This is a genomic window from Dactylosporangium sp. CA-052675, assembly GCF_050947935.1.
Taxonomy (GTDB): Bacteria; Actinomycetota; Actinomycetes; order Mycobacteriales; family Micromonosporaceae; genus Dactylosporangium.
In genome coordinates this window covers 7,771,874-7,784,837 of record NZ_CP192010.1, presented here as the reverse complement: position 1 = coordinate 7,784,837, position 12,964 = coordinate 7,771,874, and the positions used below count along the sequence as shown (strand labels likewise).

The 12,964-nt window shown below is 76.5% G+C and carries 11 protein-coding genes; 5 read left to right on the top strand and 6 right to left on the bottom strand.

Annotated elements, in window-relative coordinates:
• On the top strand, window positions 1-792 hold the full coding sequence (locus tag ACQP1P_RS34635; protein ID WP_433077485.1) for an alpha/beta fold hydrolase: 792 nt from the start codon (window positions 1-3) through the stop codon (window positions 790-792).
• Here the strand turns inward: ACQP1P_RS34635 and ACQP1P_RS34630 are convergent.
• Together ACQP1P_RS34630 and ACQP1P_RS34625 are read right to left on the bottom strand one after the other, a co-directional pair.
• Entirely contained in the window at window positions 780-2,183 is a 1,404-nt protein-coding gene (locus tag ACQP1P_RS34630) for an extracellular solute-binding protein (protein ID WP_433077483.1), read from the bottom strand. The two genes, ACQP1P_RS34635 and ACQP1P_RS34630, sit on opposite strands and share 13 nt — an antisense overlap.
• 10 nt (window positions 2,184-2,193) lie before the next feature.
• Window positions 2,194-4,176, bottom strand: coding sequence for a vWA domain-containing protein (locus ACQP1P_RS34625; protein ID WP_433077481.1), 1,983 nt, complete (start codon window positions 4,174-4,176; stop codon window positions 2,194-2,196).
• Window positions 4,177-4,195: 19 nt separating this feature from the next.
• On the opposite strand from ACQP1P_RS34625, the gene ACQP1P_RS34620 reads away from it, so the two are divergent.
• The 3 genes from ACQP1P_RS34620 to ACQP1P_RS34610 are packed head-to-tail and all read left to right on the top strand — an operon-like array spanning window position 4,196 to window position 6,989.
• Window positions 4,196-5,149, top strand: a complete 954-nt coding sequence (locus ACQP1P_RS34620; RefSeq protein WP_433077479.1) for a carbohydrate kinase family protein — start codon at window positions 4,196-4,198, stop codon at window positions 5,147-5,149.
• Between the two features lie 24 nt (window positions 5,150-5,173).
• Entirely contained in the window at window positions 5,174-5,851 is a 678-nt protein-coding gene (locus ACQP1P_RS34615; RefSeq protein WP_433077477.1) for a SanA/YdcF family protein, read from the top strand.
• A 28-nt stretch (window positions 5,852-5,879) separates the two neighbouring features.
• Window positions 5,880-6,989: a nitronate monooxygenase gene (locus ACQP1P_RS34610; RefSeq protein WP_433077475.1), complete on the top strand. Its 1,110-nt coding sequence runs from the start codon at window positions 5,880-5,882 to the stop codon at window positions 6,987-6,989.
• A gap of 38 nt (window positions 6,990-7,027) precedes the next feature.
• Here ACQP1P_RS34610 and ACQP1P_RS34605 read toward each other — a convergent pair whose 3' ends face one another.
• From ACQP1P_RS34605 to ACQP1P_RS34595, 3 genes are read right to left on the bottom strand one after another with little or no spacing between them, the layout of a single operon-like run.
• Window positions 7,028-7,678 (bottom strand): response regulator, encoded by a 651-nt coding sequence (locus ACQP1P_RS34605; RefSeq protein WP_433077473.1) that lies wholly within the window; start codon window positions 7,676-7,678, stop codon window positions 7,028-7,030.
• On the bottom strand, window positions 7,675-8,769 hold the full coding sequence (locus ACQP1P_RS34600; RefSeq protein ID WP_433077471.1) for a sensor histidine kinase: 1,095 nt from the start codon (window positions 8,767-8,769) through the stop codon (window positions 7,675-7,677). The genes ACQP1P_RS34605 and ACQP1P_RS34600 overlap by 4 nt, the downstream gene beginning before the upstream one ends.
• Before the next feature lie 29 nt (window positions 8,770-8,798).
• Window positions 8,799-9,329, bottom strand: coding sequence for a hypothetical protein (locus ACQP1P_RS34595; protein WP_433077469.1), 531 nt, complete (start codon window positions 9,327-9,329; stop codon window positions 8,799-8,801).
• Window positions 9,330-9,407: 78 nt separating this feature from the next.
• Between ACQP1P_RS34595 and ACQP1P_RS34590 the strand changes: the two genes are divergently transcribed.
• Window positions 9,408-9,857 carry a GNAT family N-acetyltransferase gene (locus ACQP1P_RS34590; protein WP_433077467.1) on the top strand — a complete coding sequence of 150 codons (450 nt, stop codon included), beginning with the start codon at window positions 9,408-9,410 and terminating at the stop codon, window positions 9,855-9,857.
• Here ACQP1P_RS34590 and ACQP1P_RS34585 read toward each other — a convergent pair.
• Window positions 9,836-12,874: a BTAD domain-containing putative transcriptional regulator gene (locus ACQP1P_RS34585; RefSeq protein WP_433090216.1), complete on the bottom strand. Its 3,039-nt coding sequence runs from the start codon at window positions 12,872-12,874 to the stop codon at window positions 9,836-9,838. The genes ACQP1P_RS34590 and ACQP1P_RS34585 overlap by 22 nt on opposite strands.
• Between the last annotated feature and the right edge of the window lie 90 nt (window positions 12,875-12,964).

Below are 12,964 nucleotides of genomic sequence, written 5' to 3'. Positions count from 1 at the left end.
ATGCGAACGCTGCTGCTGCTCCCCGTCGTCGCCGCCGCCCTCACCGTCTTCGGCCCCACCCACGCCCCCGCCACCCCGGCCCCGCTGCCGATGGCCGGCGTCCGGCTCGCCGACGGGCGCGCCCTGCAGATCGAGGGCGAGCTGAGCACGGCCCGCACCGTCGTGGTCCTCGTCCCCGGCGTGGACACGACCGCGGCGAACTTCGACCGCGGGCTCGGCGGCGTCCAGCGCCGGGCCCCCGCCTGGCAGGCCCGGCAGCTCCTCGACGCGATCACGGCCCGCGGCGAGGACCGGGCCGCCGTCGTGGCCTGGCTCGGCTACCACCCGCCGCACGGCGTCGGCCTCGACGCGGCCCGCGAGGACCTGGCCTCGGCCGGCGCCGCGGCGCTGTGCGAGTTCGTGACCCGGCTGCCGGGGGAGCGCATCGTCGTCGTCGGGCACAGCTACGGCTCGACCGTCGCCGGGCTGGCCGCGCACCGGCTCGACCACCGGGTCACCGACATCGTCGCGCTGGGCAGCCCCGGCCTCGGCGTCACCCGGGCCGCGGACCTGCACACCGCCGCGCACGTGTGGGCCGGGACCGCCGCGAACGACTGGACCCGCCGCATCCCGGGCGTGCGGATCGCCGGGGCCGGGCACGGCGCGCACCCCGACGAGCCCGGCTTCGGCGCCACCGCGATCCCGGTCGGCGGCGTGGACGGGCACGACGGCTACTTCGTGCCCGGCACCGAGAGCCTGTGGGCGATCGCCGGGGTCGTCGCCGGTACCGGCGCCGGCACTCAGCGCTTGTAGCCCTTCAGCGCCGCCTCCAGCCTCGGCTTCGCGTCGGCGGGGAGCCGGCCGCCGTCGGCGAGCGCCTCGCGGACGATCGCCCGGAACGTCTCCGAGAACTGCGCGTAGTGCGGGGTCACCGGGCGGGTGCGGGCCGAGCGGATCGCCTCGAGCAGCGTCGGGGCGTACCGGTAGCGCCGCACCACCTGCGCGTCGCGGTACACGATCTCGCGGGTGGCCGCGAACCCGCCCCGCTCGAACAGGATCTGCTGGCTGCGCTCGCTGGTGAGGAACTCGATGAGCTGCCGGGCCGCGTTCGGCCGGCGGCTGTGGGCCGAGACCGCGAGGTTCTGCCCGCCCAGCGCGCTCGGCCCGGGCAGCCGGGTCACCCCGAACGCCAGCGCCGGGCGGGTGTCCGGCGCCGGCGGGGCCGGCGGGGCCGCCCCCGGCGACGCGGACGGGCCGGGCGCGGCGGCCAGGTCCGCGGGCGGGTCCAGGGTCCGGTGCGCGACCGGCCAGTTGCGCATGAACAGCACCTTGCCCTCGGCGAAGGCCTGGGTCGCGGCCTGCTCGTCGAACGTCGCCGACTCGGGCAGCACCACCTGCGGCGAGGACCGGCTCAGCCCGGACGCGAGCCGGGTCAGCCCGTCCTGGGCCTCCTTGGAGTCGATGACGACGGTGCCCTCGCCGTCCACCACGTCGCCGCCCGCGCCCCAGATCGCCTCCAGCGCGTTGACCGTCAGCCCCTCGTAGTCGGCGAGCTGACCGGCGTAGCCGGCGCCCGGGCGCGAGCCGTCGGCGGACAGCGCGCCGAAGCCGGTGAGCACCGACTGGGCCGCGGCGACCAGCTGGGGCCAGCTCGTCGGCGGGGTGCCCACGTAGTCGTCGCGGTAGTACAGCAGCCCGGCGTCGGTGTTGAACGGCAGCGCCCACAGCTTCCCGTCGTAGCGGCAGGTCGCCAGCGGGGCCGGCAGGAAGCCGGTCGTGTCCGCGCCGAGCGCGCGGATGTACCCCTGCGAGGCGAACTCCGCCGTCCAGGTCACGTCGAGGTTGTAGATGTCGGCGTCGCCCCGGCCGCCGCCCTGCGCCCGGGCGACCATCTCGCTGCGCTGGGCGTCGGCGACCGCGGCCAGCTCCTCGATGCGGGCCGGGTTGCGCGGGTGCAGCGCGTTCCACTGGTCGACGAGGGCCTGGCGCTGGTTGCCGTACCCGTCGTCGCGCCCGCTGAGGATGACGAGCTCCCCGTCCTCGGCGGCCCCGTCGCCGCCGAACCACGGCACGACGAACGCGTTCACGAGCAGCGTGGCCACGACCCCGGCGGCGACGCCGAGCGCGACGAGCTCGGCCTTCGGCCGCCGCTTCGGCCGCGTGAGCCACCCCGGTCTCCGGCCGGGCTTGCGCGTCGTGTCCACCGTGGATTCCTCAGCCGCCATTGGCAGGCTCGCCTCCCCAGAGCAGGCCGAACAGGTCTCGCAGGACGTCGGCGATCGAGCCGGTCGCGGCGTCGTAGCAGGCGCCGCCGGAGTGTGCGGTGATGTCGCGCAGCCCGAACGCGCCGCAGCTCGCCTCGCCGATCGCGATGACGAACACGCGCACGCCCTTGCCGCGCACGACGGCGTCCACGCCCGCCGGGTCCAGGCCGCCGGTGTCGTTGCCGTCGGTCAGCACGACCAGGCCCGCGATCTGCTCGTCGAGGCCCTTCGCCGCGGTGTCCACGCCGTCCTCGATCGCCTGCAGCAGCGGGGTGCCGCCCGCCGGCCGCACCTGGGCGAGGCCGTCGACGGCGGCCTTCGCGCGTGGTACGCCCGCGACCGCCACGTCGGCCCGCCCCAGCGGCACGATGTCGCGGGCGCCGGTGCCGCGCCCGTCGGCCGGGAACACCCGGAGCCCGAACTCGTCGCGGCCGCTCATCAGCTCCAGGGCGCGCCCGACGCCGGCCGAGGCCACCTGCAGGCGCGTGCGGCGGCCGTCGGCCAGGGTCTGCATCGAGCCCGAGACGTCCAGGGCGAGCAGGATGCGGCCGGGGCGCCTGGCCTGGGAGTACCGTTGCCGCGTCGTCCGGACGGTGTCGGGGGACGGCGGCCGGCGCTCGAAGACGACCCCGGCGTGCGCGCCGAAGCGGTCCGTGAGCGGATCGGCGACGTCGAACAGGGGCGGCGGCCGCAGCGCCGCGCGGACCAGGGCCCGCTTGCCCTCGTCGCGGCCCAGCCAGCCGTCGAGGTCCCTGACCGCGGCCGTGGCCGTCGCCGCGGTGGTGTCCCAGCCGAGGCGCACGAGCGGGTGATCGGCGCCGAGCGTGTCGGCGGGGTAGAAGGCCACCAGGGTCTGCTCGGCGTCGGGCGGCCCCTCGTCGAGGCCGCAGCCGAGGCCCTGGTTGAACCGGACCAGCGCCTGTTCGGTGGTGAGCACCGCGGCCCTGTGCGGGTCGCCGGCGCGCTTGCGGCACAGCAGCTCGGTGCTGTCGCCGAGCGGGAAGCCGCCCGCGTCCAGGGAGCGCTCGATGCGCTGCTCGATCGCGCGGGCGGCCGGGGCGTCGGCGTGCGTCCGGTCGTACAGCACGGTCGTGGCCAGCGCCCCCGCGCCCGAGACCCCGGGGTCGGGCCGCAGCACGTCCCAGCCGCGCCGCTCGGCCTCGCCCCACAGCTGCTTCCAGGTCAGCTCCTCGCGCCGCTGGGCGAGGTCGTCGGGCAGCGCGGCCGCGGGCACGCCGAGCACCACCGGGGATGCGGCGATGACCCGCTGCCCGGTGATCGGCACCGGCACCGCGAAGCGCGCGGCCGCGTCCCGGGCCGCGTCGACGTCGGCGGTGGAGTCGGGCAGCCACACGTCGGGCCGCGGGCCGATCTGCCGCAGCGCGTCGTTGGTCCAGCCGCTGCCGACGGCGTCGCGGGCGTCGTCGGGGCGGGCCGCGTACACGTACAGCTCGGCGGTCGGGCACCCGTGGTTCGCCGCGGCCGTGGCCGACTCGTAGGCGTCGGCGAGCCCGCGTACGGCATCCAGCTGCTCCGGCGAGGTCAGCACCCGCACCGCGGCGGGCCGCTCACACCCGTGCCACCAGCGCTTCGCGAAGTCGATCGTGGGCGGCACGACGTACCCGGCCGCCAGCGCGGTGAGGCACAGCCCGCCCACGAAGGCGAGCACCCGGGGCCGCAGCAGCGTGCGCGCCTTCTGCAGGACGTCGCCGGACCAGTGCAGCAGCGACTCGAACAGCCCCGCGGCGAACAGGCCGCCGAGGCCGCCGATGATCGAGCCGCCGATGAGCATCGCCCAGCGCGCGAACGACGCCGGCTGCCCCGTCGACAGCTGCTGCAACGCGATGCCCGCGCCGGTGAACAGCGCGACGAGGATCGACACCAGCGGCCGCGCCGACTCCCGGCCGTTCCCGTCGTCCCCCGCGCCGGCCATGTATCTATCATGCCCCTCGATGTCCAATGCCACCGTCTATGCTGCCCCGGTGGTGGACTTCGACGTACTGGTGCTCGGGGGAGCCGGGGTGGACACCATCGTCCGCGTGCCCGACCTCGCCCTCCCCGCCGGTGACAGCCTGCCGGTGCCGCCGATCCGCGACTACGTCGCCCACTCGGGCAACGGCGTCGCGCTCGGGTTCCACGCACTGGGGCTGCGCACCCGCTTCGCCGACCTGCTCGGCGAGGACGAGCAGGGCGCCCTCGTCCGGGCCCGCTACGCCGCCGTGGGCCTGGACTTCGTGTCGGCCCCGGCCCCGAACGGCACCCCGCGCAGCGTGAACCTCGTCGACGCGGCCGGCCGCCGGTTCTCCTTCTTCGACGGGCGTCACCCGGACGGGTACCTCTTCCCGGAGGACTTCTACCTGCCCCTCGTCGAGCGCGCCGCGCACGTGCACGTGGCCACCCAGCGCACGCCCGCCGTCTGGGCCGCCGCCCGGGAGCTGGGCATCTCGACCTCGACGGACGTCCACGCCTGGGACGGCGAGGCGGACTGGGCGTGGCCGATGGCGGGCGAGGCGGACCTGGTGTTCCTCTCGTCGGCGGCGGTACCCGACCGGATCGACGACGTCATGCGCCGCATCCTCGCCGAGGGCCGGGCCTCGGTCGTGGTCGCCACCGAGGGCGAGTCGGGCTCCCGGGTGCTCGCCGAGTGGTCGGGGCCGTCCGTCCTGCGCTTCCCGGTGGCCCGCCCGGAGCGCCCGGTCGTCGACTCCAACGGCGCCGGCGACGCCTACAGCACCGCCTTCATGAGCCGCTGGCTGCAGGGCCGGCCCCTGGCGGAGTGCGCCCTGGCCGGGGCGGTCTCGGGCGCCTTCGCGTGCGGCGCCCCCGGCACGCACGAGGAGCTCATCACCGAGGCCGGGCTGGCCGCCGCGATGGAGCGGGCGGGCGCCCACTTCATCCCGGCTTGACGTCGCCGGAGTGAGAATCTGCCGATGCGTGTGAGGTGGCGGGCCCGGCTGCACCGGGCGGTGCGGCTGGGGGTCGCGGCGGCGATCGTGGGCGGCCTCATCACGGCCGAGAGCAGCATGTGGCTGCGGCTGCAGGCGCAGGGGCACGTCTTCGACGTCGCCTCGGTGCCGCCCGCGCCCGTGGTCATGGTGCTGGGGGCACAGGTGTACGACGACGGGTCCCCGTCGCCGTTCCTGCAGGCGCGGCTGGAGCTGGCGCGGCAGCTGTACGCGGCCGGCAAGGTCCAGGCGATCCTGGTCTCCGGCGACCACATGGACTGGGGCTACGACGAGCCGGGCAGCATGTGGCTGTGGCTCAACGCCCGCGGCGTGCCCGCGGGGCGGATCATCGAGGATCACGCGGGCTTCGACACGTACGACTCCTGCACCCGGGCCCGGCGCGTCTTCGGCGTCGACAAGATGATCATCGTCACGCAGGCCTTCCACCTGGAGCGCGCGATCGCCCTGTGCCGCCACGTGGGCGTCGACGCCTCGGGCGTGGGCGACACGACGATGCGGCGGTTCCGGCTGCCGTGGGCGCAGGCCTCGGTGCGCGAGTACGGCGCGGCGGACAAGGCCGCGTGGGACGTCCTGTCCGGCCGCGACCCGGTCTTCCTGGGCCGGCGCGAGACCTCGGTCCAGGACGCGCTGAACCAGGGCTGATCGCGGGCCGGTGGGGGATGATCGGTACATGACGTCCCTGCTCGGTGTGTCCCTGCCCGTGCTGGCCGCTCCCATGGCCGGCGGCCCGACGACCCCGGATCTGGTGACGGCGGCCGCCCGCGCCGGCTCCCTGGGCTTCCTGGCCGCGGGCTACCGCACGGCGGCCGACCTGGCCGCCCAGCTGGACCGGGTGGAGGGCCGGTTCGGCGTGAACGTCTTCGCCCCGAATCCGGTCCCGGTGGACCCGTCGGAGTTCCGGGCATACGCCAGGCGCCTGCAGCCGGAGGCGGACGCGTACGGCCTGAACCTGACCGACGCGCCGATCGTCGAGCACGACGACGACTGGCCGGCCAAGATCGATCTGCTGCTGGCCCGCCCGGTGCCCGTGGTCTCCTTCACCTTCGCGCTGCCCGAGGCCGCGACGGTGGCCGCCCTGCGCCGGGCCGGCACCGTGGTCCTGCAGACCGTGACGTCCACGGTGGAGGCTCGAGCCGCGGCCGAACTGGGCGTCGAGGGCCTGATCGTGCAGTCCTCGGCCGCCGGGGCGCACTCGGGCACCTTCACGCCGACGGTGCTGCCGCGTGACGTACCGCTGCCGGACCTGGTCCGCGCGGTGCTCGGGGTGGTCGGGCTGCCGGTGATCGCGGCGGGCGGGGTGGGCACGGCCGACGACGTGACGGCGGCGCTGGAGGCGGGCGCGGAGGCCGTGATGGTCGGCACCGCGCTGCTGCGCACGGACGAGAGCGGCGCCTCGGCCGTGCACAAGGCGGCCCTGGCCGAGGCGGCGGAGCGGGCCGGCCTGGCCGCGGCGGGCGACGAGCCCGCCCCGGCCCCCACGGCTCAGGCGGACGACGGCGGGCTGGTCGGGACCGGCATGTGGTCCACTGTGGACACGGTGGTCACGCGGGCGTTCAGCGGGCGGCCGGCGAGGGCGTTGCGCAACGGGTTCGTCGAGCGGCACGACGAGTCGGCGCCGTCGGGCTATCCCGCGGTCCACTACCTCACCACGCCGCTGCGGCGGGCGGCCGCGCAGGCCGGGGACGCCGAGCGGGTCAACCTCTGGGCCGGGACGGGCTTCCGGTTCGCCGGGGCCGGCTCGGCCGGCGCCGCGCTCGAGCGACTGGTCGCGAAGGCGTAGGGGGCGCGCATGACGGATGACCGTCACGTGGTGCGAACCTACGAGGCCAGGCCGCGCTCGTAGGCATAGCGGACCGCCTGGGCCCGGTCCCGCACGCCGATCTTGGCGAACAGGCGGTTGATGTGCGACTTCACGGTCACCTCGGTCACGTAGAGGCGTTCGGCGATCTCCCGGTTCGACAGGCCGGTCGCGATCAGGCTCAGCACCTCGCGCTCGCGGGCCGTCAGCCCGTCGTCGGCGGTGGCGGCGGGCGCGGGGGCCGGCGAGCCCTGCACGGCGGCGGCCAGGAGGCGCTGCTGGACCTGGGGGTCCAGGACCGACTGGCCCGCGGCCGCCGCGCGGACCGCCTGGGCGATCTGGACCCGGCCCGCGTCCTTCGTCAGGTAGCCCAGGGCGCCCGCCCGCAGGGCCGACAGGATGTGCTCGTCGTCGGCGAACGTCGTCAGGACCACCACGCGCGTCCGGGGAAACCGGGCGCGGATCCGGCCCGTCGCCGCCACGCCGTCCATGCGCGGCATGCGCAGATCCATCAGCACGACGTCGGGTCCGTGCTCGGCCACCAGGTCCAGGGCCGCCTCGCCGTCCGCGGCCTCGCCGACGACCTCCACGTCGTCCAGCAGGCTCAGCATCAGGGCCAGGCCCTCCCGCACGGCCGTCTGGTCGTCGGCCACGACAACGCGGATGCTCATCCAGGCATCCTCACATCCACGAGCCAGCCGTCGCCGGACGGGCCGGCCTCGACGGTGCCGCCCGCCAGCTCGGCGCGCTCGCGCAGGCCCGTCAGGCCGTAGCCCGGCGACAGGCCCGTCGCCGGCGGGCCCGCGGGGCCGTGGTTGCGCACGGTGAGCCGGACCTCGGACGGGCGGTACTCCAGCCGCACCTGCACGGCGCTGCCCGGCGCGTGTTTGCGGACGTTCGTGAGGGCCTCCTGCGCGCTGCGGTACAACGCCAGCCCCGTCTCCGCGCTCAGTTCCCGGGCCTCGCCGACCAGCGTGAGGCCGGACCCGGCGGTGAGCTCCCGCAGCAGCTCCGGCAGCGGGACCGGGTCGCCGCGCAGCGCGCTCACCGCGCGCCGGGTCTCCGTCAGGCCGTCGCGCGCCAGGCGGCCCGCGCGGTCGACGATCACCGCGGCCTCCGCCGCCCGGTCCCGCTCCAGCAGGGCCGCCGCCGTCTCCAGCTGCAGCGACAGGGCCGAGAGCGAGTGCGCCAGCACGTCGTGGATCTCGCGGGCCAGCCGGGCGCGTTCGGCCAGGGCGGCCGCTTTCGCCTGCTCGCCGGCCAGCAGCTCGTGCTGCGCCGCGCGGGCCTCGCGCTCGCGGCGGACCGTTCCCAGCAGGAGCAGCAGCAGCATCGCGCCGGCCCAGATGACGATCGACTCGAGCGGGGAGCCGGCGACGGCGTGGGCGGCGGCCAGCAGCACGGCGCCGATGCCGGTCAGCACGGCGGCGCGGGGCAGGGGCAGCGACGCGCACGCGATCGTCACGGCGGCCAGGGAGAACGCGGCGCCGTAGCCGCCGGGGCGGGCCAGCGTCAGCTCGACGCCCGCGGCCATGCACACCACGATGCTGTACTGCTGCAGGCGCGGTGCCCCGAGGCGCAGCGTCATCGCGATCCATGCCGCCGCCCCGATCGCCATGCCGGCCGACAGGGCGAGGCCCCGGCCGGTGAGCCCGGGCCGGGGCTCGTCCTGCACCATGGCGACGGTCACGACGAGCAGGATGATCAGCGAGCGCAGTTGGCGATACCGCGCCATGCGGCGTTCGGTCACGAACTCGAGCACCGCCCCAGTCTGCGCCATCGCTGTCGTGCTCAGTTCCCGCCGATGACGCCGCCGTTGCGGGCGACGCGCCGCGAGCCCTTCGGCGCGAACGGGGCGCCGGTGGCGATCGCGCGCCGGCCCACGATCGCGGCCTCGCCGAGGAAGCTCAGGCCGAGCACCAGCAGCAGCCCGGCGCTCAGCACCGCCTGGTCGGCGCCGAGCGCGTGGCCGGCGAAGGCCTGGCCGAGCCGCAGCACCGCGAGGCCCAGCCACACGGCGATGGTGACGAGCGTGTAGCGGTACCACACGTGTCCCTGCTGCACGAAGACCTTCACGGTGAGGCCGCGCACGATGCCGCCCGCGACCGCGACGAGCGCGCCGAGGCCGAGCACCGCGCCGTCGACGACGGGGTGGTGGGCCGTCTTCGCGAGGTCGATCTGCGCGAGGCTGTACCCGCCGGCGATGATCAGCAGCACCGGCGGGAGGATCAGCCGGCGGGCCTCGAGCGGCTCCCCGACGTACCGGCGGACCATGAGCAGGACGATGACGGCGGCGGCGATGAGCAGCGTGGTCGTGTTCATGGTGAGCACGGTATTGATCGCCGTCGCCGCAGGCCGCCACCCACGGGTGGAACCCCGGGTGGAGATTATGCTCCACCCGTGATCATCGAGGAGCGACCGTGGGATGACCCGGCCGGCGTCCGGCTCCGGGCCGCGCAGGTGGCGGAGCTCGCCGAGCGCTACGGCGGCGAGGACCACGAACCCGGCGAGGCCCCGAGCGCGGACGACGTCGACGTGTTCCTCGTCGCGCTCGTCGATCAGGAGCCCGTGGGCTGCGGCGCGCTGCGGCAGCTGGACGAGCACGGCGCCGAGATCAAGCGGATGTACGTCAGGCCGCACGCGCGGGGCACGGGCGTGGCCACGGCCCTGCTGCGCGCCCTGGAGGAGCGCGCGGCGGCCCGGGGCTGGCCGGTGCTGCGCCTGGAGACCGGCACCGAGCAGCCCGACGCGCGGCGTTTCTACGAGCGGGAGGGGTACCGCCAGATCCCGCTCTTCGGCGTCTACGAGGGCTCCGAGCTCTCCGTCTGCTACGAGCGCACGCTGCGCTGAGCGCGAGCGAGCGCGTGGGCGTGGTGCAGCTTTTCGGCCCGCCGCACCGCCTCGGCGGCCCATGACGGCTCGCCGGTCGCCAGCGAGCGCAGGCGCAGCAGGTCCGGCTCGGCGAAGGCGCTCTGCCCCGGCAGGCCGGCCTCCAGCGCGGCGGTCGCGACCGCGGCGGCCTCGTCGCGCCGGTCGAGGGCGAGCAGCGCGTCGGCGTAGAGGCCCTCGAGACGCCCGAAGCGGCGCATCGCGTCGCCGAGGTCCGTGCGCGCGGCGGCCATGCGCGCGAGCCCGGCCGGCTCGCCGGTGCGCACCTCCGCCCAGCCCAGCACCAGCGCGGCGAGGCTGCGGTACTCCCGGTGCCCGCCCCGCTCGGCCAGCCCGAGGGTGTCGCGGGCGGCCGCCGCGGCGGCTTCGGGATCGTCGCGGTCGGCGGCCACGACCGCGGTGAAGTGCGCGACGTACATGTCCAGGAACAGCTCGCCGACCCGGCCCGCCCGCGCCCGGGCGGCCCGCAGGTGGGCCTGGGCCGAGGCGTCGTCGCCGAGCAGCCCGCACGCGATCGCGGCCGGGGCGAAGGCGCCGATCACCGGGTCCCAGTTCACGATCGGGAACACCGGCAGCTCCCCGCCGGGCAGCGCGGCGAGCGCGGTCTCGAAGTGCCGGTGCGCCTTCGGCAGGTCCGGCACGGTGAGCGCGGCGTGGCCCTCGTGGACCTCGGCGACGACCGCGGCCCACGGGTCGCCGGGCCCGTGCGCGGGGGCGCGGGCGACCGACACGGCCCGCCCCACGTCCCCGGCGGCGGTGTGGAAGGAGGCGTACCCCCACAGCGCCGGCAGCACGTCGAGCACCGGCCGCCCGCGCAGGCGCAGCAGGAGCGGCTCCATCGCGGCGTACTGCTCCGCGGCGACCGGCGCCAGGTAGCCGTCGCTGGCCTGGCGCATGTACGCCAGCCGGATGCGCAGGTCCAGCTCGGCGACGTCGCGGCGCTCGCCCGCCGGGGCGCGGCGCAGCAGCTCCAGGCCCTCGCCGAGCAGCTCGTCGGCCTGCTCGTGGGCGGTGCGCTCGTAGGCCTCGCGGGCGGCCGAGGCCAGGGCCGGCACGACGTCGAACGGCGAGAGCACCGGCAGCGCGGCCCGAAGGTGCCCGGCGAGCTGGGCGGCGGTGCCGAGCCCGGTGTCGCGCAGCGCCTGGGCGGCCCGGGCGTGCAGCCGGGCGCGGCGCAGCGGGCCCTGGTCCTGGTAGGCGGTCTGGCGCACGAGGTCGTGGGAGAAGCGCAGCAGGCCGGGGTCGTCGGTGGGGGTCAGCAGCCCGGCGACCACGGCCGTGTCGAGGGTGTCGAACAGCGCCAGCTCGTCGATCTGCACGACGTCGCGCAGCACCGGCACGGCCACCTCGCGCCCGAGCACGGCGGCGACCGCGAGCACCGCGTTGACCTGCCCGGGGAGCTTGGCGAGGCGGCGGCGGACCACCTCCTGGACCCGGACCGGCACGTGCTCGGGCGACAGGGTGTGCTCGGCGACGAGCACGCGCAGCAGCTCCACGACGAAGAACGGGTTGCCGCCGGTGCGGTCGGCCAGCATCGCCACCGTCTCGGCGGGCACGTCGTGGCCGGTGACCGAGCGCGCGAGCGCGGCGATGCCGTCCGGGCCGAGGCCGTCCAGTGGCATCCGGACCGCGGCGGGGTCGGCGACGAGCTCGGCGAGCACGCCGGCGAGGGGCGCGCCGGGGGCGAGCTCGGCCTCGCGGTACCCGACGGCGAGCAGCACCCGGGCCCCGCGCAGCGCCTTGGCGAACATAGTGAGCAGCACGGTCGAGGGCGCGTCGAGCCAGTGCGCGTCGTCGAGGACGATGACCAGCGGCGCGGACCCGGCGAGGCGGACGAGGCCGTCGACGATGCCCTGCAGCAGCCGGGAGCGGGCCATCTCCGGGTCGGCGATCCGCTCGGCGGCGGGCAGGGGTAGCACGTCGCCGAGGGTCGGGTCGAGCACGGCGGGGAGGTTGCCGTAGGGCGCGAACGCCTCGGCCAGGGCCGTCGCCGCGTGCCGGCCGGAGGCGATGCCGCGCAGGATCTGGGCCCAGGGCAGGAACACCGGCGGCGCCTCGCCGTCGACGCCGGTGCCGGAGCCGACGAGCCCCCGGGCGCGGGCGGCGAGCTCGCGCAGCAGGGCGGACTTGCCGATGCCGGGGCTGCCGGAGACGAGCAGGAGCCGGCCGTGGCCCGCGGCGGCCTCGGCCAGGAGCCGGTCCACGGTGCGCAGCTCGGCGTCGCGCCCGACGAGCTCGTCCGGGCTGCTCTCGGGTTCGCCTCGCGGGTCGGCCCGCTCGGCGACGACAGCCTCGGCGGGCGCGACCGGCGCCGGAGCCGGGGACTGCAGGTTGGGGGCCTGGCGCAGGATCTCCTGGGCGAGCTGCTGCAGGGCCGGGCCCGGCTCGATGCCCAGCTCCTCGGCCAGCCCCTGGCGCGCGCGGGTGAAGGCGGCCATCGCGTCGGCCTGCCGCCCGCTGCGGTACAGCGCGAGCATGAGCTGGCCCCAGAGCCGCTCGCGGTAGGGGGCCTCGGCCAGGGCGGTCTCCGTGCGGTACACCACCTCGGAGGCGCGGCCGAGGGCGAGCAGGGCCTCCGAGTGCCGTTCGATCGCGGTCAGCCGCAGCTCCTGCAGCCGGCTCCGCTCGGCCCGGGCCAGCGAGGACTCGCCGAGCTCCGGCAGCGGGTCGCCCCGCCACAGCTCCAGCGCCCCGGTCAGCGTCTTGACGACGACGGCGGGGTCGCCGCCCTGCTCGACGGCGGCGGCGAACCGGGCGGCGTCGACGGACTCGGGCGGGACCTGCAGCACGTAGCCGGGTGCCCGGCTGACCAGCACCGCCGAGCGGTCCCGGGCGGTGCGGCCGGGCTCCAGCGCGCGGCGCAGGCGCGAGACGTAGGCCTGCAGCGACGCGATCGCCCGCTCCGGCGGCTCGTCGGCCCACAACTCGTCGATGAGCCGCTGCACGGAGACGATCCGGCCGGGCTGGGTGGCGAGCATGGCCAGCACGGCGCGCTGCTTCGGGGTCCCGGTGTCGATCGGTCCGGCGCCGTTGTCGACCTCGAGCGGCCCGAGGATGCGGAACTGGAG